Annotated in this window: 15 protein-coding genes; 9 read left to right on the plus strand and 6 right to left on the minus strand. The window is 69.4% G+C overall.

What is annotated here, in order from left to right:
- Positions 1–12: 12 nt before the first annotated feature.
- Positions 13–3,402, minus strand: coding sequence for a hybrid sensor histidine kinase/response regulator (locus AC07V5_RS00675; protein ID WP_495113545.1), 3,390 nt, complete (start codon positions 3,400–3,402; stop codon positions 13–15).
- A complete protein-coding gene (locus AC07V5_RS00680) occupies positions 3,399–5,999 on the minus strand; it encodes a TonB-dependent receptor (RefSeq protein WP_495113546.1) in 2,601 nt (866 codons plus the stop codon). The genes AC07V5_RS00675 and AC07V5_RS00680 overlap by 4 nt, the downstream gene beginning before the upstream one ends.
- A gap of 313 nt (positions 6,000–6,312) precedes the next feature.
- Between AC07V5_RS00680 and AC07V5_RS00685 the strand changes: the two genes are divergently transcribed.
- On the plus strand, positions 6,313–6,741 hold the full coding sequence (locus tag AC07V5_RS00685; RefSeq protein ID WP_495113547.1) for an ExbD/TolR family protein: 429 nt from the start codon (positions 6,313–6,315) through the stop codon (positions 6,739–6,741).
- A gap of 29 nt (positions 6,742–6,770) precedes the next feature.
- On the opposite strand, the gene AC07V5_RS00690 is transcribed toward AC07V5_RS00685, so the two are convergent.
- From AC07V5_RS00690 to AC07V5_RS00705, 4 genes are read right to left on the minus strand one after another with little or no spacing between them, the layout of a single operon-like run.
- Positions 6,771–7,733 carry an SMP-30/gluconolactonase/LRE family protein gene (locus tag AC07V5_RS00690; protein ID WP_495113548.1) on the minus strand — a complete coding sequence of 321 codons (963 nt, stop codon included), beginning with the start codon at positions 7,731–7,733 and terminating at the stop codon, positions 6,771–6,773.
- Positions 7,730–8,554: an NAD-dependent epimerase/dehydratase family protein gene (locus tag AC07V5_RS00695; protein ID WP_495113549.1), complete on the minus strand. Its 825-nt coding sequence runs from the start codon at positions 8,552–8,554 to the stop codon at positions 7,730–7,732. Before AC07V5_RS00695 ends, AC07V5_RS00690 begins: the two co-directional genes overlap by 4 nt.
- A gap of 50 nt (positions 8,555–8,604) precedes the next feature.
- Positions 8,605–9,693: a LacI family DNA-binding transcriptional regulator gene (locus tag AC07V5_RS00700; protein ID WP_495113550.1), complete on the minus strand. Its 1,089-nt coding sequence runs from the start codon at positions 9,691–9,693 to the stop codon at positions 8,605–8,607.
- 58 nt (positions 9,694–9,751) lie between these two features.
- A complete protein-coding gene (locus AC07V5_RS00705) occupies positions 9,752–11,881 on the minus strand; it encodes an alpha-glucuronidase family glycosyl hydrolase (RefSeq protein ID WP_495113551.1) in 2,130 nt (709 codons plus the stop codon).
- Positions 11,882–12,125: 244 nt separating this feature from the next.
- On the opposite strand from AC07V5_RS00705, the gene AC07V5_RS00710 reads away from it, so the two are divergent.
- The 8 genes from AC07V5_RS00710 (at position 12,126) to tkt (ending at position 23,942) form a co-directional block, all read left to right on the plus strand.
- On the plus strand, positions 12,126–13,646 hold the full coding sequence (locus tag AC07V5_RS00710; protein WP_495113552.1) for an MFS transporter: 1,521 nt from the start codon (positions 12,126–12,128) through the stop codon (positions 13,644–13,646).
- Positions 13,647–13,648: 2 nt separating this feature from the next.
- Positions 13,649–14,845: an ROK family protein gene (locus AC07V5_RS00715; RefSeq protein ID WP_495113553.1), complete on the plus strand. Its 1,197-nt coding sequence runs from the start codon at positions 13,649–13,651 to the stop codon at positions 14,843–14,845.
- A 16-nt stretch (positions 14,846–14,861) separates the two neighbouring features.
- On the plus strand, positions 14,862–16,496 hold the full coding sequence (locus AC07V5_RS00720) for a glycoside hydrolase family 43 protein (RefSeq protein ID WP_495113554.1): 1,635 nt from the start codon (positions 14,862–14,864) through the stop codon (positions 16,494–16,496).
- A gap of 35 nt (positions 16,497–16,531) precedes the next feature.
- Positions 16,532–18,088, plus strand: a complete 1,557-nt coding sequence (locus AC07V5_RS00725; RefSeq protein WP_495113555.1) for an MFS transporter — start codon at positions 16,532–16,534, stop codon at positions 18,086–18,088.
- 46 nt (positions 18,089–18,134) lie between these two features.
- Positions 18,135–19,451 (plus strand): xylose isomerase, encoded by a 1,317-nt coding sequence (xylA, locus tag AC07V5_RS00730; protein WP_495113556.1) that lies wholly within the window; start codon positions 18,135–18,137, stop codon positions 19,449–19,451.
- Positions 19,452–19,454: 3 nt separating this feature from the next.
- Entirely contained in the window at positions 19,455–20,918 is a 1,464-nt protein-coding gene (xylB, locus tag AC07V5_RS00735; protein ID WP_495113557.1) for a xylulokinase, read from the plus strand.
- Positions 20,919–20,980: 62 nt separating this feature from the next.
- Positions 20,981–21,928, plus strand: coding sequence for a transaldolase (gene tal / locus AC07V5_RS00740; RefSeq protein ID WP_495113558.1), 948 nt, complete (start codon positions 20,981–20,983; stop codon positions 21,926–21,928).
- Positions 21,879–23,942, plus strand: a complete 2,064-nt coding sequence (tkt, locus tag AC07V5_RS00745; protein ID WP_495113559.1) for a transketolase — start codon at positions 21,879–21,881, stop codon at positions 23,940–23,942. The genes tal and tkt overlap by 50 nt, the downstream gene beginning before the upstream one ends.
- Positions 23,943–23,946 lie beyond the last annotated feature (4 nt).

Below are 23,946 nucleotides of genomic sequence, written 5' to 3' on the forward strand. Positions count from 1 at the left end.
GACTCAAAGAAGTCACACGTCCATCGACTCCGGCAACGCACGCAGCAGCGGCTCCAGCAGCCGCATGACATCCGCCAGCAGTGGCTCGATCACCGCGGCGTCGACGCCCTGCCCGCAAGCCGCCTCCAACGCTGCTGCCGCCTGCTGCAGGGCCGGCATGCCCAGCGTGCCGGCGACGCTCTTCAGGTCGTGTGCGCTGCGCAGCGCGGCCGCAGCGTCACCGCGCGCGCAGGCATCACGCACACGCGTCTCGAAGTCAACCTCCCGCTGACGGAACATGCCCAGCAACCGCCGGTACAGCGCCTCGTTGCCGTCGACCGCCGCCAGGCCGGCGCTGACGTCCAAGCCCGCTGCGGTGGGCAAGGTCTGGCCGACGGCTTGTACCGACGCCGGACGCACCCAGTTGGCCAAGGTCGCGAACAGGTCGTCCACGCGGAAGGGCTTGGCGACGTGGTCGTTCATGCCCGCCGCCAGCACCTTCTCGCGGTCGCCGGCCATCGCGTTGGCGGTCATCGCGATCACCGGCAGGCCCTTGAGTGCTGGGCGCAGGCGCAGCGCACGCGTCGCCTCGTACCCGTCCATCACCGGCATCTGGCAATCCATCAACACGGCATCGAAGCTGTCGGCGTCCAGCGCGGCGAGGGCCTCGCGGCCGTCTGCGGCGATGGTGACGACGATGCCCGCACGCTCAAGCAGCCCACAAGCCAGCTCCTGGTTGATGGCGTTGTCCTCGACAAGCAGGATCCGCGCGCCGGCCAGGCTGGCCTGGCGCGCCTGCAGCCGTTCCATCTTCTGCTCGCTGCGGCGCGGGCCCGCCGCCTGAAGCCCGAGCGCCGTGACACAGGCATCCAGCAGCGCCGAAGGGGTGACAGGCTTGGGCAGCAGGGCTGCCACCTGCAACCCCCGCGCCTGCAGCTGGCGTTCGGCCTGGTCGCGGCTGAAGGCGGTGACCATCAGCACCGTTGGCGGCGCATGGCGGCCGGCAATGCTCGTCAGCCGCGCCAGGCACTCGACGCCATCCATGCCGGGCATGCGCCAGTCCAGCAGCACCAACTTGAAGGGGCGATCGGCGGCATCGGCCGCGGCCACCGCGACCAGCGCCGACTCGCCATCAACCGCCACCTCGGCCTGCAAGCCCAGTGACGCCACCAGGACCGACAGCAGCTCCCGTGCCGCCGGATGGTCGTCGACGATGAGCAGCCGCGTGCCGCGCAATTCGCCGACCTCCGGCGCTGGCTGCGCGCCGCGCTGCACGCCGAATGGCAGCGTGAAGTGGAAACGACTGCCGCGGTGGGGCTCGCTGTTCACCCCGATCTTGCCGCCCATGCGCTCGACGAGGTGACGACAGATCGCCAGCCCCAGGCCCGTGCCACCAAAGCGCCGGCTGGTCGACGCGTCGGCCTGCGTGAAGGGTTGGAACAGCCGCTCGCGCGCCTCGGCGCTCAGGCCGATGCCGGTGTCGCGTACCTCAACACGCAGCATCGCCCGCTCCGCGGTGCGCTCCGCCAGCGAGACAGCGACGGTCACCTCGCCGCGCTCGGTGAACTTGATCGCGTTGTTGACCAGGTTCAACAGGATCTGGCTCAGCCGCGAGGGGTCGCCCACCAGCGCGGTGGGCAGCTCGGGCGGCAGGACGAACAGCAGCTCCAGCCCCTTTTCCTCGGCCGGCATACCCACCAGGTTGGCCAACTGGTCGAACACGTCGCCGAGCTGGAAAGGAATGGTTTCGATCTCCAGCTTGCCGGCCTCGATCTTCGAGAAGTCGAGGATGTCATTGATGATGCCGAGCAGCGACTCGGCCGCCCGGTGCACCTTCTCGACGTAGTTGCGCTGCTTGGCGTCCAGCCCGCTTTGCAGCGCCAGGTAAGACATGCCGAGGATGGCGTTCATCGGCGTGCGGATCTCGTGGCTCATGTTGGCCAGGAATTCGCTCTTGGCTTGGGTGGCCGCCTCGGCGGCATGCTGGGCACGCTCCAGTTGGTCGGTGCGCTCGTGCACACGCTGCTCCAGCGTGTCGGCCAGCCTGCGCACCTCGGCGCGCGAGCGACGCAGCCGCATCAGGAAGAACACGGTGCCGCCCAGCGCCAGCAGGCTGCCGGCCAGCACAGTCCAGAGCCAGCGCTCCTGCAGCCCGCGGGCCCGCAGCTCGGTGGCCTGCTGATCACCGCGGCGCTGCAGCTCGGCCAGCTCGCGCCGGCGCGCCTCGTCACGGCGGCGTTGCGCGGCTTCCAGCAAGCGCTCGGCGCTGCGCTCGGTGCTGGCGCGCGCCTGCATGTCCGCGGCGTCGATGGCCAGCCGGTAGGCCCGCCTGAGGTCGCCCGCGGCCGCCTGGAGCTGGGCGAGCCGGCGCGCGGCGCTGGCGACGTAGAGCGGCTGCCCGAGGGCGAGCGACTCGGCATAGGCATCCTCGGCTTCGGCCAGCGCCGCCGCCGAGTGCCCCAGCGCCTCATGGATGCGGCTGCGCTGCTGGGCCCCGTGGAAGCGGCCGGCGCGCAGCTGCGTCGTGCCGAGGATGGCGCGCGCGCGTTCGCTCTCGGCCAGCGCTTCCTGCAGCCGCCCCTGGGACAGCAGTTGCTCGGCGTGGTTGTGCACGGCATTCGCGAGGTTCACCGGTGTCGCCACCGCGGTGAAGATGGCGATGGCCTCGCCGACGAGCCGCTCGCCCTCGCCATGGTCCTGGCGCCGGTGGGCTTCGTTGGACAGGCCCAGCAGCGCGAACCCTTCCTGCAACCTGGAGCCCGCGGCCTGGGCCTGGCGGCGCATCTGCTCCAGCTGCTCCCCCGCCTCGACGAAACGCTCGCTCTGCATATAGGACACCGCCAACCCGTGGTGGGCATAGGCCTGTGCCAGCGGATCGCCCGATCGTTGGGCGGCATCCATGGACTGCAGCGCCATGGTGGCCGACTCCTCGAACCGGCCGACGCGGCGCAGCACCAGGGCACCACGGAACAGCGCCTCGGCCAGCAGGTCGGGCCGAGGTACACCTTCCAGCACGGCGATGCTGTGCGACGTGACCTCGACGAGTCGCTCCACATGGTTGAGATTGACCGCGCCGAGCGACAGGTTCATGTCGGCCTCACCCTGGCCGGCGCGGTCGTTGGCAGCGGTGGCCTCGCGCATTGCGTGCTCGGCACGCGCGATGGTTTCGGTCGAACGGCCGAGGTGGACCTCGATGCGCGCCAGCAGGTTCAGCGCGCGCGTGCGGTCGTCGGCCGGCGCGTCAGGCGGCAAATCGGCCTGCAGGCGCTGTGCCTGCGCGTAGGCGGCCGGGGCGTCGTTGTCGGCCAGCTTGCGCACGGCGATGGCGCGCTGGCGCCAGTCGTCGATGGGCGCGGCGTTGGCGCCCAGCAGCACCAGCCAAATACCCAGTGCGACTCCCCAACGAATGGCATCAGCCCTCATATCCGCAAACTCAGGCTGGTACCGATCTGCCGATCATTGACCCAGGCGTTCTGCGGCCGCGTCTCGACGCCGAAGTAGGAGCGGCGCAGCGTGCCCAGCAGGTTGCCGCCATCGAGCGACCAGGTCAGCTGCTCGGTGATGCGCCAGCGCAGCGAGGCGTCCAGCCAGCCGTAGCCGCGTGTGGTGGTCTGCAGGGCGCCCAGGCCCACGACGCTGACCGTGCCGCTGGGGAAGCTGCTGCGCCAGTTCCACGCCAGCCGCGCGGACCACGCACCCTGCTCGTACAGGCCGACGAGGTTGGCGCTGCGGCGCGACAGGTTCTGCATCGCCACGTTGGCGCGCAGCGCGCGGTCGTAGGTGCTGCTGTCGACGAAGGTGGCGTTGGCCTGCAGGCCCAGGCCGCGCCAGGCGCCGGGCAGGAAGTCGAGGAAGCGCTGGTAGGACAGCTCGGCGCCGCGTATGCGGCCGGCGTCGGCGTTGTACGGCCGGTTGACCTGGTAGAGCTGGCCGTCGTGCGTCTCCGCCTGGCTGAGCGTGGCCAGAAAGCCGTCCACGCGCTTCCAGAACAGCGTCAGCGCAGCGGCGTGGCCGGCACCGAAGTCGCCTTCGGCGGCCAGGTCGGCGTTCGTGGCCCGCAGTGGCCGCAGCGCCGGGTTGCCGGCCGTGCCCTGGTTGAGCTGTGGGTTGATGCTGTTGGGCGTCAGCGTGATGGACGGTGACAGCAGGTTGAAGTCGGGCCGGGTGATGGTGCGCGAGGCGGCGGCGCGCAGCTGCCAGGGCCCGCCGGCCCGCCAGCGCAGGCTGGCGTTGGGCAGCCAGTCGGTCGTCGTCGTGGCGATGACCAGCGGTTCGACGGTGGCGCTGGAGGGCACGCTCTGGTTGCCGGACAGCGTCGAGCGGGTGCGCACCAGGCGCAGGCCCGTCTGGCCATCCAGCGCCAGGGCGGGCAGCTTCCAGCCGGCCTCGGCGTAGGCCGAGTCGGTGGCCTCGCGGATGCGCCACACGCCCAGCGGGCCACCGGCGGTGGGCAGCGGCGTGGTGATGCCAAAGGCGCCGCGCGCCGCCAGCGGGTCGCGGGCGTCGGCCAGCGTGTCAGTGAGATAACCCTCGATGCTGCTCGTGCGCGCGTCAAGCATGGGCGAGTAGGGGTAGATGGCAGTGCGGCTGGCCTGCGTGGCCGCGGGCGTGCCGGGCAGCGCGATGTCGCCAAAGATCAGGTTGGGCGCGTTGTCGGCCTCGCGGCGCGCATGCCGCCAGCCGACTGCCACGCGCTCCAGCACACCGCGCTCCAGCTGCCACTCGGCATCGACGCGGCCGGCGAGCAGGCTGCCACGCAGCGGGCGCACCCGGTAGGCCATCGATACATAACGCAGGTTGGCCGGATTCGCGAGGTCCGTCCCGGCGACCGCCGTGGCCGGCACCGTGCCTGCCAGGTCGTGCGTGAATCGCGCCGCAGTGGCGGCCAGCGTGGGGCCGGCGAAGAACAGTCGGTTGAGGCTGCGCGTGTGGCTGAGGTCGGCGCTCAGGCGCAGATCCCCAGCCGTCCAGGCACCGCCCGCGGCGAACTGGCGCGTGCGGTCGACGGTGTCGCGCGCAAAACCGAGGATGGAGACCGGCGCGTTGGTCCAGGTGATGCGCTGCACATCGTGCGTGCCGGCGAAGAGCGCGACGCTCGCGGGGTCGAAGCTGCTGCCGGCCGCGAAGTTCGGGCCGATGTTGAGCTGCTGCGTGTCCTGCCGGGTGCTCAACTCGGCGAAGTGGGCTTCGGCGTACAGGTCCAGGTCCGCGTCCGGCCGCCAGCCGAGCATCACGCTGGCCGCGCTGCGGCGGCGACGGCCGACGTTGGCGCTCTCGCTGCTGCCGCCGGGAACGACAGTGTCCTCGCCGGGCACCAGGTCCAGCCGGCAGCCCGCGGTGGCGCGCGCACTGCACAGCAGCGGCGCGCTGGTGCTCTTCTGGTCCTCGCGGTAGGCCCGGTCCTGCAGCACCAGGTTCACCAGCACCGCAGCCTCGCCCAGGCCGGTGGCTGTGCCGCCGCCGTAGAGCAGCGAGAACTGGCCGGCGCTCCTGCCGACGAGATCACCGTGCAGATGGCGCGCCGACAGTGCCAGCATGGGCGCGCGGAAATCGAACGGGCGGCGCGTGCGCAGGTCCACCGTACCGCCGAGGCCGCCCTCGATACGCGATGCCGCCGAGGTCTTGTAGACATCGATGCCGGCCAGCATGTCGCTGGGCAGGTCAGCGTAGTCCAGCGCCCGGCCGAAGCCAGCGGTGAACAGCTCGCGGCCGTTCAGCGTGGTCTCGATCTGGACCAGGCCGCGCACCGTGGCCACCGACGCCTCGCCCCGGTCGCGCGTGATCTGCACGCCGGTGATGCGCTGCACCGCGTCCGCCACGCTGAGGTCGGGCAAGCGGTTGATCTCCTCGGCGAGGATGCCATCAAGGATGTCGGCGCTGCGGCGCTTGCGCTCGGCAGCGGATTCGACGCTGGCCCGCGTGCCGATGACGACCACGGGCTCAAGCTTCTGCGCCGATAGCGCAGCGGGCGCCAGCAGAGCAACGCTGACGGCTGGAATCACCAAGCCGAGCTGCTTCATAAGGCCTCCATCCGTTCGGTGGACTCGCAAGATTGGCGAGACCTGTCCGTTGGACCCCCGTGTTAGGTGCAAAAGCTGGCTTGACGGACCGGGCGCTTTGTCAGCTTTTATCGCGAATCCGGCGATCTTGATAGTGCTGCTTCAGCCATTTCTGGGCGGGCGAGCCTGACGCTGCAGCGCAGCATTTCTGAAACCTCGGCCGCCCCGCTGCAGGCGATCGTCCCTGTTGTCTTTGCATCCTGTGCTGGGCATCATCGGAGCCAGCGCTCGCCGCTCATTGGCACGCGCATGGCAGCAATCCTGGGAGGTAACCATGGGAATGAACGTTGCAATGTCGGGCCACGGAGAACCTGAAGCCCTGATGGAGGTCAACACGACGCCGCTGATCGACGTGATGCTGGTGCTGCTGGTGATGCTCATCATCACCATCCCGACCCAGCTGCACTCCATCAACCTGGACATCGGGCTGGGTGGCAAGCAGACGCACAAGCCGGTCGTCCACACCGTTGCCGTCGACTTCGACGGCGCCGTCTACTGGGACAACCAGCTCCTGGCCAATCAGGCCGCAGTCGACGCGAAGATGCAGGAAGTGGGCGCGCTGGCCGCAGCCGACCAGCCCGAAGTGCACATCAAGCCCAACAAGCTGGTGGACTACGGCGCCGTCGCTGCCGTGATGGCATCGGCGCAGCGCCACAGCGTCAAGAAGATGGGTGTGGCGGGGAACGAGCAGTTCGGCAGCTGACCCGCCGCGGCGCCGTCACGGCACCGTCGCTAGGCGACGGCGCCGCGCGTATTGACGTAGAGCGCGTACAACGAGTGCGTGCTCGCCATGAAGAGGCGGTTGCCCTTGGCGCCGCCAAAGCACAGGTTGGCGCAGCGCTCGGGCAGGTGGATGTGGGCCAACGGTTTGCCAGTGGCGCTGTAGACACGCACGCCATCGAGCTGGGCCGCATCGGCAGCCGCGCTGCCGTCGCTGCCAAAGCCACACCAGAGGTTTCCCTGCACGTCGAGGGCCATGCCGTCGAAGGCGCCCGGGCAGCCCGGGTCGATGAGCAGGCGCTTGTTGCTCAAGCTCGCGCCGTCCACGTCATAGGCCCAGATCAGCCGATGCGGCTGGGCGCGGCTTTCGATGACGTAGAGGGTCTTGCCGTCGGGGCTGAAGGCCAGGCCGTTGGGGCCTTTGAGGTCGTCGATCTGCAGCGTCAACTCGCCCGTCACGCCGTCGATGCGGTAGACCGCCGGCGTCAGCTCGGACTCGGCCTTCTCGCCCTCGAAGTCGCTGGCGATGCCGAACAGCGGGTCGCTGAACCACAGGCTGCCGTCGGCGTGGCAGGTGATGTCGTTCGGTGAATTCAGCCGCTTGCCGTTGAAGCGATCGGCCAGCACCGTGATGCGGCCGTCGTACTCGGTGCGCGTGATGCGGCGCGTCAGGTGCTCGCAGCTCACCAGCCGGCCCTGACGGTCGCGCACATGGCCGTTGGCGTTGTTGCTCGGAGCGCGGAAATCGCTGACGGCCCCTGTCGTTTCGTCCCAGCGCAGGATGCGGTTGTTCGGGATGTCGGAGACGAGCAGATAGCGCCCGTCGCCAAACCACACCGGCCCTTCGGCCCAGGCCAGGCCCGTGGCGAGTTGCTCGACACCTGCGGCAAACAGGCGCAGCGGCAGGAAGGCGTCGTCCAGCACCTCGATGGCCGGGTCGGGCCGGCGCGCGTTGGGCGTGAAGGCGATCCTCATTCCGGGTCCTTCTCGAAAGGGCCGAGGGTGACGAACTGGCCACCCTGGCAGCGCACTTCGGGCCGGCTGGGGTCGACGTAAGGCTGGGCAGCCTCGACCTCGGCGCGCCAGGGCTCAGAGCTGTCCTGGGGCTTGAAGCCGATGTGATTGGACTTGCTGTTGTCCCACCAGGTCGAGCGGTTGTCGCTCATGCCGTAGATGACGCTGTGGCCGACGACAGGCGCGCTCAGGGCGGCGACGATGAGGCGCTCCAGGTCGTCGTAGCTCAGCCAGCTCGACAGCATGCGGCGGTCGGTCGGCACGGGCCAGCTGGAGCCGATGCGCAGGGTCACCGTCTCCAGGCCGTAGCGGTCGAAGTAGAACTGGGCCAGGTTCTCGCCAAAGGCCTTGGACAGGCCGTAATAGCTGTCCGGCCGCGGCGTGGCCTGCGGGGTCAGCGTCTCGCCCTGGCTGTAGAAGCCGGTGACGTGGTTGGAGCTGGCGAAAACGATGCGCTTGACGCCGCGCTGGCGGGCCGCCTCGTAGACGTTGTAGGCGCCGACGATATTGGCCGGCAGCACCACGTCGAAGGGCTTCTCGATGGACACGCCACCGAAGTGCAGCACGGCATCCACGTCCTTGAGCAAGGCCTGCATCGCAGCCAGCTCTTCGAGCGGGGCCTGCACGACTTCCTCGCCTTCAACGGCGGGGTCCATGGCGGCGAGGTCGGACAGGCGCAGCACGTCGCAGTAGCGCTTCATGCGAGGCCGCAGCACGCGGCCGAGATTGCCGGCAGCGCCGGTCAGCAGCAGGCGCTTGAAGCGCGGGGCGGAGAGTTCCATACGGAGAGAAGCCTCGGCCCGGTGCGGGCCATCAGGGTGGCTGGACGGCGTCAGGCCGTCGTGCTGAGCCGCAGCGGCGGGCGCAGGCGCGGCGCGGCATCGGATTGGCGGCGGATGAGCTCGAAGTTCATCAGCTCGTGCTCGCAGGGCAGCGGCTCGCCGCTGCGGCGAGCGCGGATGTGGCGCACCAGCAGGTCCACCGCGGCGCCGGCCATCTCCATGATGGGCTGGCGCACGGTGGTCAGCTCGGGCCAGATCGTGGTGGCCAGCGGCGCATCGTCGAAGCCGACGACGGTCAGGTCGCTGGGCACGTCCAGGCCCATACGGTGGGCGATGGCCACTGTCGCGGCGGCCATGTCGTCATTGCTGGCGAAGATGGCCGTGGGCCGCTGCTCCTGCGACAGCAGGAACTCGGCCGCGTCCAGCCCCGAGCGGTAGGTGAACATGCCCTGGGCGACGACCTCTTCCTCGGCGATGTTCAGGCCCGCGTCGTTCATCGCCCCGTGGAAGCCCGCCAGGCGGCGCGCGCTGCTGCTCTGGTAGGGGTCGCCGATGATGAAGCCCAGGCGATGGTGGCCCAGGTTCAGCAGGTGCTTCGTCATCTCGTAGGCGGCCTGGTAGTCGTCGATGCCGACGGCGCAGACGGCTTCCGGCGGCACGCCGCTGGACACGACGACGGCCGGCGTGTCGGTCTCGGCGACGAGCTTGAGCAGCGGCTGGGAATCGCAGAAGGGCGGCGGCAGGATGAGGCCGTCGATGCCGTTGGCGATCATCTCGGCTACGGGCTTTTCCTCGCCGTCGCGCGCCGCATCGCAGCGCTGCACGACGAGCTGCACGTGCCGCAACGTGGCCTTGTTCAGCAGGCCGATGAGGAACTCGTTGAGGTAGCCGGCCGTCGGGTCGATGTAGAGCATGCCGATGCGGATGGGCTCCGATCCGGCCAGGTGGCGCGCGGCCTGGTTGGGCAGGTAGTTCAGTTCGGCGACGGCGGCCTGTACCTTCTCACGCGTGCCGGGGCGCACGTTCTGCTCACCATTGATGACCCGCGACACCGTCATCGGCGACACCCCGGCCAGCTTGGCCACGTCGGCGATGGTGGCGACCTTGGGGCTGCGCCCAGAACGAGCGGTTGGCTTCAAAGGGGTCCCTCGAATGGTGATGGGGTTGTTTGCGCAATCATATTTGGCTTCGCTCCTCTCAGCCGCCGCGTCCGGGCGCGAAGTGGAAGCGCAGGGCTTTGTACTCCTCCAGCGAGCGCTCGGGGGGCCGCACGCCGGCGGGCAGCGGCAGGCCGGAGGCGGACTGGAAGTAGGCGATGCAGGCGTCGCGCCACCAGCGGGCTTCGGCTTCCTGAACCGCGAGATGGGCCGCGACGTCGGCATGGCGCTGCGGGTCGATGGTGCCGCGCAGTGAAGCCCAGCGAGCGCGCATGTCGGCCACGCTCGCCACGCCGCGGTCGTAGCGCGCGACGAGTTCGGCCCACAGCGTGCGGCCTGAGGCCATGCGGTGGTCCCAGGGCAGATGGTGGAACCACAGCAACAGGTTCTCCGGCGTCGTGGCCGGGTTGGACAACGCCTGCGCCAGCTCGGGCGCGTACTGGGCCACGGCGTCGCTGCCGCGCGGCGAGCGGTCGAAGCCGATGCCATCGCGGCCGGCGCGGTGGAAGTAGACCGGGTTCCAGTCGGCGCGCTCCAGGTTGTCCACCCAGGGCGCCGGGCCGTGGTGGTGGCCGGTGCCCATCAGGTGGTGCAGGCCGAGAGGCGTCATGTAGTCGACAACGGCCTCGCGCGAGGCCAGCATCATGGCGGCGATGGTGTCGACCGCGCGCGGCGCGGCCGTGAAGGTCTGCTGCACCCACTCGCGGGCCACATCGGCCGCGCCCAGGTCGGTGTCCCAGGCCATGCGGCCGAAGGCGTACCAGTTGGCCTGGTCGAAGTGCGAGCCGCTCCAGTTGCGGTCGCTGCCGATGTTCGCAACGCCGGCAATGGCCGTGATCTGGCGGGCCACGGTCGCGCCGTGCGGCTTCACGCGTGTGTCGGCACGCAGCACCTCCTCGAACAGCGGGCCGAGGTAGACGAGGTGGGTCGAGAAGCCGAGGTATTCCTTGGTGATCTGCAGCTCCAGCGCCAGCGGCGTGCGCGGCATGGCGCCGAACAGCGGATGGAGGGGCTCGCGCGGCTGGAAGTCGATGGCGCCGTTCTTGACCTGCACGATGACGTTGGCGGCGAACTTGCCGTCCAGCGGCTTGAACTCCGAATAGGCCTGCTTGGCGCGGTCGCTGGCATCGGGCGCGTAGACAAAAGCCCGCCACAGCACGACGCCGCCGTGCGGCGCCAGGGCCTCGGCCAGCATGTTGGCGCCGTCGGCATGATTGCGGCCGTAGTCCTGCGGGCCGGGCTGGCCCTCGGAATTGGCCTTGACGAGAAAGCCGCCGAAATCGGGGATGGCTTGGTAGACCTCGTCGGCCTTGGCCTTCCACCAGGCGCGCACGGCCGGGTCCAGCGGGTCGGCCGTCTTCAGGCGACCCAGGTCCACCGGCGCCGAGAAGCGCGCGGACAGGTAGACCTTGATGCCATAAGGCCGCAGCACATCGGCCAGTGCGGCGGCCTTGGCGAGGAACGGCGCGGTCAGCGACTCGGCCTTGGCGTTGACGTTGTTCAGCACCGTGCCGTTGATGCCGAGCGACGCGTTCGCCCGCGCGTAGTCCACGTAGCGCACATCGCGGATGTCGGGCAGCTTCCACCAGTCCCAGATCGACGCGCCGGCATAGCCGCGCTCCACCGTGCGGTCCAGGTTGTCCCAGTGGTTGAGCAGGCGCAGGCTCAACCGGGGCGAAGAGCGTTGGTCCAGTTTGGCCAGGTTGCCACCCGTCTGCGCCACGCGCAGCCAGGCGTAGCTGCCATAGAGCAGGCCGATGTCGGAGTTGGCCGCGATCACCGTCACCGCCCGCCCCTGCAGCCGGGTGCTGCGCAGCAGATAGCCCTCGGGCCCCAGTTCGGCCCACGGCAGCGCCAGGCCGGCCGGCGCGCTGGCCGGTGTCGCCAGCACAAGGGTGCCGTCCGCCGGTTTGGCCGACACGGCCGGCTCTAGGCCCGTCAACCCGGCCACGCCGCGCTTGAGTTCGGCAACCGCAGCCTGCAGCGTCGGCGACGCCGGCTCGGCATGGACGATGCTGCGCGCCCGCGCCAGCACGGGCCCTTGGGCGGCGGCCGGCAATGCGCGGTAGCGCAGCCAAAGGTCGTATCCATCCTCCACCGGCGCGCTGCAGGCAGGCTGCAGCAAGGCAGCCAGCAGCGCGCCGGCCAGGGCTTGGGCCCATGTCTTCATTTGGTCTCCTGATATGGGCCTACCGGGGTGCCGGAACCCCGGAATCGCGGGAATGTTAGAGATTTCTCGCTTGCACAAAGCAAAATGGTAGCGCTACATTTGAGTCCATAGCAAGCCTGAAAAGAGGCGCCATCGAGCGCCGCGCCCCTGGAGACAGCCCGTTGAACCCTGACCTCGCCATCCCGGCTCCCGCGACCTCCGCCCGCGCAAACGCGCCCGGGGCGGTTGTGTTCTGGGTGGTGTGATGGCTGGCGCCGCCGCCATGCCGCTGGGCCGCCAGCGCTGGGTCATCTGTGCGCTGCTCTTCGTGGCGACCACCATCAACTACATCGACCGCAACGCGCTGTCGGTGCTCAAGACCAGCCTGCAGCAGCCCTTCGAGGCCGGCGGCCTGGCGCTGACCGATGCCGACTACGGCTGGATCACCTTCGCCTTCACGGCCGCCTACGCGGCCTTCCCGCCGCTGATCGGCATCGCCATCGACCGCTTCGGTGTCAAGCGCAGCCTGGCCGCGGCCCTGCTGCTGTGGTCCACCGCGGCTGCCGCGCACGGGCTGGTGGCCTCGGTGCTGGGCCTGGTGTTCGTGCGCTTCATGCTGGGCCTGGCGGAGGCGGCGCACTTCCCGGCGGCGATCAAGACCGTGGCCATGTGGTTCCCGCAGCAGGAGCGGGCACTGGCAACCGGCATCTTCAACTCGGGCACGGCGCTGGGCATCATCGCGTCGCCCATCACCGTGTGGCTGGCCGTCACCTTCGGCTGGCAGTTCGCCTTCGTCGCCATCGGCGCGGCCGGGCTGGCCTGGCTGGTGTTCTGGGAGCGCGGCTTTCACGCGCCGGAGCGCCATCCGCGCGTGTCCGCCGCCGAGCTGGCCCATATCCGTTCCGGCCAGGCCCCGCAGGAGCAGGCGGTCAAGCTGCCGTGGACGGCGCTGCTGCGCTTTCGCGCGATCTGGCCCTTCCTGATCGGCAAGCTGCTGACCGACCCGGTGTGGTGGTTCTTCCTGTTCTGGCTGCCGTCCTACCTGGAGCGCGAGCGCGGCCAGAACCCGCTGAAGAGCGCCGGCCTCGTCGCGCTGATCTACCTGGGCTCCAGCGTCGGCTCCATCTTCGGCGGCTGGCTGTCGAGCACGCTGGTCAAGCGCGGCTGGCCCATCGGCCGCGCCCGCATGACGGCCATGGGCCTGGCGGCTGCCTTCATGCCGGGCGCCATCCTGGCCTACTACAGCGACAGCTTTGCGCTCTGCGTCGCGCTCATCACACTCGCCACGGCCTGCCACCAGGCTTGGTCGGCCAACCTGCTGACGTCGGCGACCGACCTCTTCCCCACCAAGGTGTCCGGCGCCGTCATCGGCCTGGGCGCCACGGCCGGTGGCATCGGCGGCATGTTCATCGCACTGCTGGCGGCGTTGGCCGTGCAGTGGACGGGCACGCAGCAATGGGTGTTCGTGTTTGCTGGGCTGATGCACCTGACCAGCCTGGGCCTGTTCTGGCTGTGGTTCCGCGGTCGCTTCGAGCGTGTCGATGTGGACGCCGGCATGGACATGACCCAGCCGCACCGCGCGTTGCTCGTCGCCGGTGGCGTGCTGACAGCCGTCGGCGCGCTGCTGGCATGGGTCATCGCCTCCAACTGGGAGGCCTGCGTGGCTGCCGCCAAGTTCTCCGGCGCGGCGCAGGCACTCACCGCCGCCATTGGCCTTGCGCTGATCGGCCTGGCCCTCCTTCACGCTGGCCGCCCTCGCGCCGGTGCCGTGCTCGTGACGGCCTGACCATGCAAATCACCGCCGACCAGCACCTGCTCAAGGATCTCAACCGCATGGCCATCGTGCGGCACTTGAGCGCCTGGCCGGGGCAGTCGCGCGCGGGCCTGGCCGAGTCGCTGCAGCTGACCAAGTCCACCGTCAGCGCGCTGGTGAAGGAACTGCTTTCTGAGGGCTGGCTGCTGGAGCGCGAGGTCGTCGCCACCGGCGAGCTGGGCCGCCGGCCCACGCCCCTCTTCCTCGACCCCGGCCGCCTGGTGCTGCTGGGCGCGGAGATCGGCGTGGACGGCGTGCATGCCGTGGCCACCTCGCTGAGCGGCGACGTGCTGGCCCGCGCCCGCTCGCCGTTGGACGCCGGCCGCGACCCCCATCTGGCTCTGGTGCGCGCGGCCAAGCTGTTGCTGCAGGTCCATGCACGGCTGGACGTGCCGGCACAGAAGGTCATCGGCATCGGCATCGGCCTGCCCGGTGGCGTGGACGAGCACAGCGGCCACCTGCACTTCGCCCACAACCTCGGCTGGCGCAACCTGCCCGCCGGCCGGTTGATGGCCGAGCACCTGCGCGGCACGCCGCTGCAAGGCACGCCGCTCTTCGTGCAGAACGACGCCGACGTGGCCGCCTTGGGCGAGCTGGAGTTCGGCACCGACAACCGGCCCGACCCGCTGATCTACCTGAGCCTGGGCCTGGGCGTGGGCGCCGGCGTCATCGTCGAGGACCGGCTGCTGACTGGCGCCCACGGCCTGGCCGGCGAGGTGGGCCACATGACACTGGAACTGGACGGCCCGCGCTGCAGCTGCGGCCGCCGCGGCTGCGCCGAGGCCTTGATCGGCTTTCGCGCCATGCTGCCCGCGGGCGAAGCCGGCGGCGTGGCCGAGATCCAGCGCCGGCTGCGCGCGCGCCAGCCCGAGACGCTGGACGCCGTCGCCAGTGCCGGCCGCTATCTCGGCATGCTGCTGGGCAATCTCAGCAGCGCCTACGACCCCGGTCGCATCGTGCTCGGTGGCGCGGCCATCGAACTCGGCGCGCCCTTGCTGGAACACGCCTTCCGCACCCTCGAAAGCCAGTCCGGTGACGCCGGCCTGGCGCCACCGACGGTCACCGTCTCGCGCTTCGGCACCGACGCGGTGGCCGTGGGCGCCGCCGCGCTGGCCCGTTACCGACTCACCCGCCCCCTGATCGCCGCCAATCGCCTGGCCGCGGCCGCCTGACCTCCTGCTCCGACCCATGATCACCAATCCCATCCTGCCGGGCTTCCATGCCGACCCCTCGATCTGCCGCGTGGGAGACGACTACTACATCGCCACCTCCACCTTCGAGTGGTGGCCCGGCGTGCGTATCCACCATTCGCGCGACCTGAAGCACTGGCGCCACCACAGCTATGCCGTCACACGCAAGAGCCAGCTCGACCTGATCGGCCACCCGGACTCCGCCGGCGTCTGGGCGCCCTGCCTGAGCTACGCCGGTGGCCAGTTCTGGCTGATCTACACCGACGTGCGCTCCACCATCGGCGCGTTCAAGGACACGCACAACTACCTCGTCACCGCGCCCAGTATCGATGGCCCCTGGAGCGAGCCCATCTACCTGAACAGCTCGGGCTTCGACCCGAGCCTCTTCCACGACGAGGATGGCCGCCACTGGCTGGTGAACCAGCAGTGGATCCACCAGCCGGGCAAGCACCACTTCAACGGCATCCTGCTGCAGGAGTACGACCACGAGGCGAAGCGCCTCGTCGGCTCGGTGAAGAACATCTACGCCGGCACCGAGCTGCAGGTCGTCGAAGGCCCGCACATCTACCGCCGCAATGGCTGGTACTACCTGCTGACCGCCGAGGGCGGCACCTTCTACGAGCATGCCGTCACGCTGGCCCGCTCGCGCCAACTCGACGGCCCCTACGAGACCCTGCCCGGCAACCCGCTGCTGACCGCCTGGCAGCAGCCCACCGACGGCCTGCAGCGCAGCGGCCACGCCAGCCTCGTGCAGACGGCCCAGGGCGATTGGTACCTGGCCCATCTTTGCGGCCGGCCGCTGGAGTGGAGCGGTCCGAACGCGGAAAAACAGAACGGCGTCTACGAAAACCTGCACTGCCCACTGGGCCGCGAGACCGGCATCCAGCGCATCCATTGGCGCGACGACGGCTGGCCCGAGATCGAAGGCGGCGGCAATGCGCCGCGCCTGCAGACCCCCGAGCCGGGCCTGCCCGAGCATGTCTTCCCGACCGAGCCGGCGCGCGACGACTTCGACACCACGACGCTGAACCCGCATCTGAATTCGCTGCGCGTGCCCTTCGATGAAAGCTGGATCTCGCTGGCCGAGCGCCCCGGCTTCCTGCGACTGAAGGGCCGCGAGTCGCTGATGAGCTTGTTCGAGCAAAGCCTCGTCGCGCGCCGTCAGCAGCACTTCAACTGCCGCGTCGAAACGCGCCTGGAGTTCGCGCCCGAGTTGTTCCAGCAGATGGCTGGCCTGGTGGCGTACTACAACACCAGCAACCACGCCTATCTGCACGTCAGCCGCGACGTGGACTCCAACAAGCGCGTGCTGCGCCTGACCGTCAACCGCGACGCAGCCTTGAGCGAGCCGGCCACCGCCGTTGAACTGAAGGATGGCGCTGTGGACCTGGCCGTCGAGTTCCGCCACGACCGCTACCAGTTCCAGTTCACGCAAGCGGGTGGTGCCTGGCAAGACTTCGGCCCGGCGCTGGATGCCGCCATGCTCAGCGACGAGTTCGCGACCCAGTTCGTCAACGGCTTTGCGCGCAGCTTCGGCTTCACCGGCAACTTCATCGGCATCGCCTGCCAGGACTTGTCGGGCCAGCGGCTTGCCGCGGACTTCGACTACTTCAGCTACGAAGCGCGGCCCTGAGATCGCGCTCACACCAAAACGACACGAGACAACACATGGCCATCACCCATCAGCCCCTGTCATTCATGGAGAAAGCTGGGTACAGCTGCGGCGACGCCGCTGCGAACCTGGTCTTCATGTCCATGATCCTGTTCCAGCTGAACTTCTACACGGACGTGTTCGGCCTGAGCGCCAGCACGGCGGCCGCCATCCTGCTGTGGCCGCGGCTGTGGGACGCCATCTTCGACCCCATCATGGGCGTGCTGGCCGACCGCACCAACACCCGCTGGGGCAAGTTCCGCCCGTGGGTGCTGTGGACGTCGGTGCCCTGGGCCGTCGTCATGGTGCTGGCCTACACGTCGCCGGACCCCGCCTGGGGCTGGAGCACCGGCATGGTCATCGCGTATGCCGGCATCACCAACACGTTGCTGATGACGCTGTACAGCATGAACAACATGCCCTACTCGGCCATGAGCGGCGTCATGACCGGCGACCTGCACGAGCGCACCAAGCTCAACTCCTTCCGCTTCGTGTCGGTCAACGTCGCGCAGTTCGCGGTGGGCGGCCTCACGCTACCGCTGGTGGCCAAGTTCGCCCAAGGCGCCGACCGCGCCCACGGCTGGCAGGTCACGATGACGATCTGGGCCGCCTGCTGCCTGGTGCTGTTCCTGATCACCTTCTTCACGACCCAGGAGCGCATCAAGCCCATCGTCGAGACCCATTCCTCGCCCAAGCAGGACTTCGCCGACCTGCTGAAGAACGGCCCCTGGATCTCGCTGGTGGCCTACACCGTCTTCCAGTTCGGCATGCTGTCCCTGCGCGGTGGTGCCCACTACAACTACTACCACCACTTCGCCGACAAGGCCGCGATGTTCGACTTCCTCGCGGCCCTGGGCCTGACGACGGCCGACGCGGCCGGCACCGGCAGCCTGGCCGACAGCCTGGGCTACATCGTGCACGGCACGCGCGACCAACTCGCCCACTCCAACGTGGCCGATGTGTTCAACAGCATCATCAACATGGCCGGCACGGCGACAACCATCGTCTTCATCATGGCGTCCATGGGCCTGTCGGCTCGCTACGGCCGCCGCGCCATCGGCGTCGTCTGCTTCGGCCTGTGCACGCTGACGGCCTGCGCCATGTACCTGCTGCCGCCTGACGCCGTCTGGGGCATGCTGGGCCTGCACATGTTCAGCGCCGTGGTCTACGCGCCCACCGTCGCCGTCATGTGGTCCATGTATGCCGACGCAGCCGACTACTCCGAATGGCAGACCGGCCGCCGCTTCACCGGCATGGTGTTCGCCACCATCGGCTTCTCGCTGAAGGCCGGCCTGGCCTTGGGCTCGGCCAGCTTCCTGTGGCTGCTGGCCGGCTTCTTCGGCTACGACACCCAACTGCCCGCGGCGGCCAATGCCATCGAGGGCTACCGCGTCGCCTCCAGCTTCGTCGTCGGCGGGCTGTTCGCCGCCTGCACGCTGTGCCTGCTGGGCAACAAGCTGGACAAGCAGACCACGCTGCGCATGTCCGACGAACTCGCCCAGCGCCGCAGCAAGGCGAGCGCCGGCCGCGAAGGCGACAGCGCCTCGACGAGCGCCGTACCGGCCACCGCCTGACCTCTTTCACCACCCCTTCCCTTGATCCCGCAGTAAGGACCCCGCCATGAGCACCGCCTATTCCGATCTCCCCGTCGTTCAATACGAAGGCCCCACCTCCACCAACCCGCTGGCCTACCGCTGGTACGACGCCAAGCGCGTCGTGATGGGCAAGACCCTGGCCGAGCACCTGCGCCCGGCCGTCTGCTACTGGCACAACTTCTGCTGGAAGGGCGAGGACATCTTCGGCCTGGGCGCCACCGCCCACCAGCGGAACTGGTTCAGCGAAGCCGACCCCGTCAAGGCCGCGCAGCTGAAGCTGGACGCCGCCTTTGATCTGTTCAGCAAGCTCGGCCTGCCCTACTGGTGCTTCCATGACCGCGACGTGGCCCCGGAAGGCGCCAGCCTCGCCGAGTCCAATCGCATCCTCGACGGCCTGCTCGAAGCGGCCGCCAAGAAGATGCAGGACAACAAGATCGGCCTGCTCTGGGGCACGGCCAACCTGTTCTCCAACCCGCGCTTCATGAGTGGAGCGGCCACCAACCCCGACCCGGAAGTCTTCGCCTACGCCGCAGCTCAAGTGAAGCACGTGCTGGAGTGGACGAATCGCCTGGGCGGCCAGAACTACGTGCTGTGGGGCGGCCGTGAAGGCTATGAAACCCTGCTGAACACCGACCTCAAGCGCGAGCTGGCCCAGTACGGCCGCTTCCTGTCGGCGGTGGTCGAGCACAAGCACAAGATCGGCTTCAAGGGCGCCATCCTCATCGAGCCCAAGCCGCAGGAGCCCACCAAGCACCAGTACGACTACGACAGCGCCACGGTCTACGGCTTCCTGAAGACCTATGGCCTGGAGAACGAGGTCAAGGTCAACCTCGAGGTGAACCACGCCACGCTGGCCGGCCACAGCTTCGAGCATGAAGTCGCCACCGCCTGTGCGCTGGGCATCTTCGGCTCCATCGACGCCAACCGCGGCGACGAGCAACTGGGCTGGGACACCGACCAGTTCCCCAACAACCACGCGGCCCTGGTGCCGGCCATGCTGGAGATCATCCGCGCGGGCGGCTTCACGACCGGCGGCACCAACTTCGACGCCAAGGTGCGCCGCCAGTCCATCGACCCGACCGACCAGCTCGAGGGCCACATCGGTGGCATGGACACCATGGCCCGCGCCTTCCTGAGCGCAGCCAAGCTCTACCAGAGCGGTCAGCTGGAAAAGGCCGTCAGCGAGCGCTATGCCGGCTGGAACGGCGAGCTGGGCCAGAAGATCCATGCGGGCGCCAGCCTCGACGATCTGGCGGCCGTCGTGCACGCACAAGGCATCTCGCCGCAAGCCCGCTCGGGCCGCCAGGAGCGCCTGGAAAACGTCGTCAACAACTTCGTCTGATCCATGTTCCTCGGCATCGACCTCGGCACCTCCGAGCTGAAGCTGCTGGTGCTCGACGAGCAGCACCACATCGTCGCGACCACCGGCGTGGCGCTGACCGTGCAGCGGCCTCAGCCGCTGTGGAGTGAGCAAGACCCCGCCGCCTGGTGGGCCGCGCTCGATGACGGCATGGCCAAGCTCGGCCAGAGCCACGCCGCGGCCTTGGCCCGCGTGCGCGGCATCGGCCTGTCTGGCCAGATGCATGGCGCCGTCACGCTGGATGAAGCCGACCGCGTCTTGCGGCCGGCCATCCTGTGGAACGACGGTCGCAGCGCTGCCCAGTGCGCCGAGATGATGGCCGCCTGCCCCGAGCTGCCGGCCATCACCGGCAACCTGGCGATGCCGGGCTTCACGGCGCCCAAGCTGGCCTGGATGCGCCAGCACGAGCCCGAGCTGTTTGCCCGCGTGGCCAAGGTGTTGCTGCCCAAGGACTGGCTGCGCCTGGGCTTGAGCGGCTCCTACGTCGGCGAGATGAGCGACGCCGCCGGCACGCTGTGGCTGGACGTGGCCAAGCGCCGCTGGTCGCCCGAGGCGCTGGCGCTGACGGGGCTGAACGAAAGCCACATGCCGCGACTGGTCGAAGGCAGCGACCCGAGTGCCGGCCTGAAGCATGAGCTGGCCGAACGCTGGGGCCTGAAGGCCGGGATCCCCATCGCGGGAGGTGGTGGCGACAACGCGGCCAGCGCCGTCGGCATGGGTGTCGTCAAGCCGGGCCAGGGCTTTCTGTCGCTCGGCACCTCGGGCGTCATCTTCCTGTGCAACCCGGCCTTCAGCCCCAACCCGGCGCGGGCCGTGCATGCCTTCTGCCATGCACTGCCCGACACCTGGCACCAGATGAGCGTCATGCTCAGCGCGGCGAGTGCGCTGCGCTGGGTCACACAGCTGCTGGGCGAGCCGGGCGAGGCCGAACTGATCGACAAGGTGGCCCAGCTCACGCCGACCCAGCGCGCCCAGGCGCCGATCTTCCTGCCCTACCTGAGCGGCGAACGCACGCCGCACAACAACGCCAATGCGCAAGGCGTGTTCTTCGGCCTCACGCACGAGCATGACGCTGCGGCCCTCGGCTATGCCGTGCTCGAAGGCGTTGGCTTCGGCCTGCTGGATGGCTGGCAGGCGCTGCAAGCCGGTGGCGGCAAAGCCGAATCGCTGTGGCTGGTAGGCGGCGGTGCGCGTAGCGAGTGGTGGGCCAAGCTGCTCGCGTCGCTGTTGAACATCCGCCTCGTCAATGGCGTCGGCGCCGAGGCCGGCGGCGCCTTGGGCGCTGCCCGGCTGGCCTGGCTGGCCTGCGGCGGCAACATCGACGAAGTCTGCCGCACGCCCGAAATCGCCCGCGTTGCCGAACCCGACGCCGCGCTGGCCGCCGAACTGCGGCCGCGCCATGAACGCTTCATGCGCCTCTACGACGCGCTGCGCAGCGAGTTCAGCTAACCCTTTCCTCCACCCACCTGGCCTGTGCTGCTTGACCGCGGCAGGGCCGCGCTTTGCCCATCATGAACAGCCTCGACCAGCTCCGCCAACACACCACTGTCGTCGCCGACACCGGTGACTTCGACCAGCTGGGCGCCTTCCGCCCGCAGGACGCGACGACCAACCCTTCCCTCGTGCTGAAGGCCGTGCAGTCGCCGCGCTACCGGCCGCTGCTGGAGCAGGCCGTGGCTGCCCACCCCGGCGCCTCGGCATCGGCCGTGACCGAGCATCTGCTCGTCGCCTTCGGCGTCGAGATCCTCAAGCTCGTGCCCGGCCGCGTCTCCACCGAGATCGACCCACGCCTTTCGCATGACACCGCGGCGTCCATCGCCACAGCCCAGCGCCTCATCGCGCTCTATGCCGCCGCCGGCGTGCCGCGCGCCCGTGTGCTGATCAAGCTGGCCTCGACATGGGAAGGCATCCAGGCGGCGCGCCAGCTGGAGGCGCAAGGCATTCACACCAATCTCACGCTGCTGTTTTGCCTGGCACAGGCCCAGGCCTGTGCCGACGCCGGCGTGCAGCTGATCTCGCCCTTCGTCGGCCGCATCTACGACTGGTTCAAGAAGACCGCCGGCGGCAGTTGGGATGAGGCCGCCATGGCCGGCCCCAACGACCCAGGCGTGCGTTCGGTGGAAGAGATCTACCGCTACTACAAGCGCCACGGCATCCGCACCGAAGTGATGGCCGCGAGCTTTCGCAACAGCGGCCAGATCGTGGCGCTGGCCGGCTGCGACCTGATGACCATCAGCCCGGCGCTGCTGGCCGAGCTGGCCCAGGCGACGACGCCCGTTGAACGTCGCCTCTCGCCCGAGGGGCGCGTTGACGCCGCGCCGGCACCGCTGACCGAAGCCGAGTTCCACGCCGCCCTGGCGGCCGACGCCATGGCCCGCGACAAGCTGGCCGAAGGCATCGCGCAGTTCATTGCCGACACCGAGACGCTCGAACAACTCATCCGCACCCACCAGGCGTGACCCAAGCATGACCCTCGACCTCACCCTCGCCGCCAATGCCCTGCGCATGCTCGCCGTCGACGCCGTGCAGCAGGCCAACTCCGGCCACCCCGGCATGCCCATGGGCATGGCGGACATCGCCGCCACGCTGTGGAGCCGCCACCTGCGCCACAACCCGGCCGACCCGCAGTGGCCCAACCGCGACCGCTTCGTGCTGTCCAACGGCCACGGCTCCATGCTGCTCTACGGGCTGCTGCACCTCAGCGGCTATGACCTGCCCATCGAGGAGCTACGCAACTTCCGCCAGCTGCACAGCAAGACGCCCGGCCACCCCGAGGTGGGGCTCACGCCGGGCGTCGAGACGACGACTGGTCCGCTCGGCCAGGGCATCGCCAATGCCGTCGGCATGGCGCTGGCCGAGCAACTGCTGGCGGCCGAGTTCAATACACCCGAGCACGCGCTGATCGATCACCGCACCTGGGTTTTCTGTGGCGATGGCTGCCTGATGGAAGGCATCTCGCACGAGGCCTGCTCGCTGGCCGGCACCTGGGGCCTGGGCAAGCTCGTCGTCATCTACGACGACAACGGCATCTCCATCGACGGCGACGTGGCAGGCTGGTTCAACGACGACACGCCCCAGCGCTTCGAGGCGTATGGCTGGAACGTGATTCGCGGCGTGGACGGCCACGATCCCGCCGCCATCGACGCAGCCTTGGCTGCGGCCCAAGTCAGCACCGACAAGCCGACGCTGATCTGCGCCCGCACGCAGATCGGCCGCGGCTCGCCCAACAAGGCCGGCGGCCACGACGTGCACGGGGCGCCGCTCGGTGCCGCCGAGGTGCAGGCCGTGCGCGTCGCGCTGGACTGGCCGCATGCGCCCTTCGTCGTGCCCGAGGGCGCACGCCGGGCGCTGGACGCCCGCGAGCGCGGCGCCGCCCTGCAATCACGCTGGCAGTCCCAGCTCGACACCTACCGAGCCGCCGACCCTGCGCGCGCCACCGAGCTGGAACGCCGGCTGCGCGGTGAACTGCCCGTCGGCTTCGACAACCGCTGCGACGCACTGGTGGCCGCCACGGCCCAGCGCGGCGACACGCTGGCCTCGCGCAAGGCCTCGCAGAACAGCCTGACGGCGCTGGCCGGCCTGCTGCCCGAACTGCTCGGCGGCTCGGCCGACCTGGCACCGTCCAACCTGACGCAATGGCCCGGCTGCCGCGCGGTGAAGAAGGCCACCGACGGCGGCAACTACCTGCACTACGGTGTGCGTGAGTTTGCGATGGTGTCCATCCAGACCGGCATCACGCTGCACGGTGGCTTGCGGCCGTTTGCCGGCACCTTCCTGATGTTCTCGGAGTACGCCCGCAACGCCATCCGCATGGCCGCGCTGATGCGCACCAACCCGATCTACGTCTTCACGCACGACTCCATCGGCCTGGGCGAGGACGGCCCGACCCACCAGCCGGTCGAGCAGATCGCCACACTGCGCCTCGTGCCCAACCTCGACGTCTGGCGGCCGGGCGATGCGGTCGAGACGATGGTGGCCTGGCAGACCGCCGTGCGTCATCTGCACACCCCTACCTGCCTGATCCTGTCGCGTCAGAACCTGGCCCACCAGCCGCGCGACGCCGACACGCTGGCCGCCATCGAACTGGGCGGCTATGTGCTGGTGCGCGAGGCGGCAGACGCGCCGCTGCAGCTCGTGCTGATCGGCACCGGCTCGGAGCTGGCGCTGGCCGTGGAGGCGCAAAAGACCTTGGCCGCGCGTGGCATCAATGCGCGCGTGGTGTCCATGCCGTCCTGCTTTGTCTTCGAGCAGCAGCCGGCCGCATGGAAGCGCGAGGTGCTGCCGCCGAGCGTGCCGCGCGTGGCGGTCGAGGCGGGCGTGACGGCAGGGTGGCGGCAATACGTCGGGCTGGAGGGTGCTGTCGTCGGCATCGACAGCTTCGGTGAGTCGGCGCCTGCAGCGGCGCTGGCGGCGCACTTCGGCCTGACGGCGCAGGCGGTCGTGGACGCCAGCCTGCGCTGCCTGGGGCGCTGAGCCC

This window comes from Roseateles sp. GW821-FHT02E12, assembly GCF_059421665.1.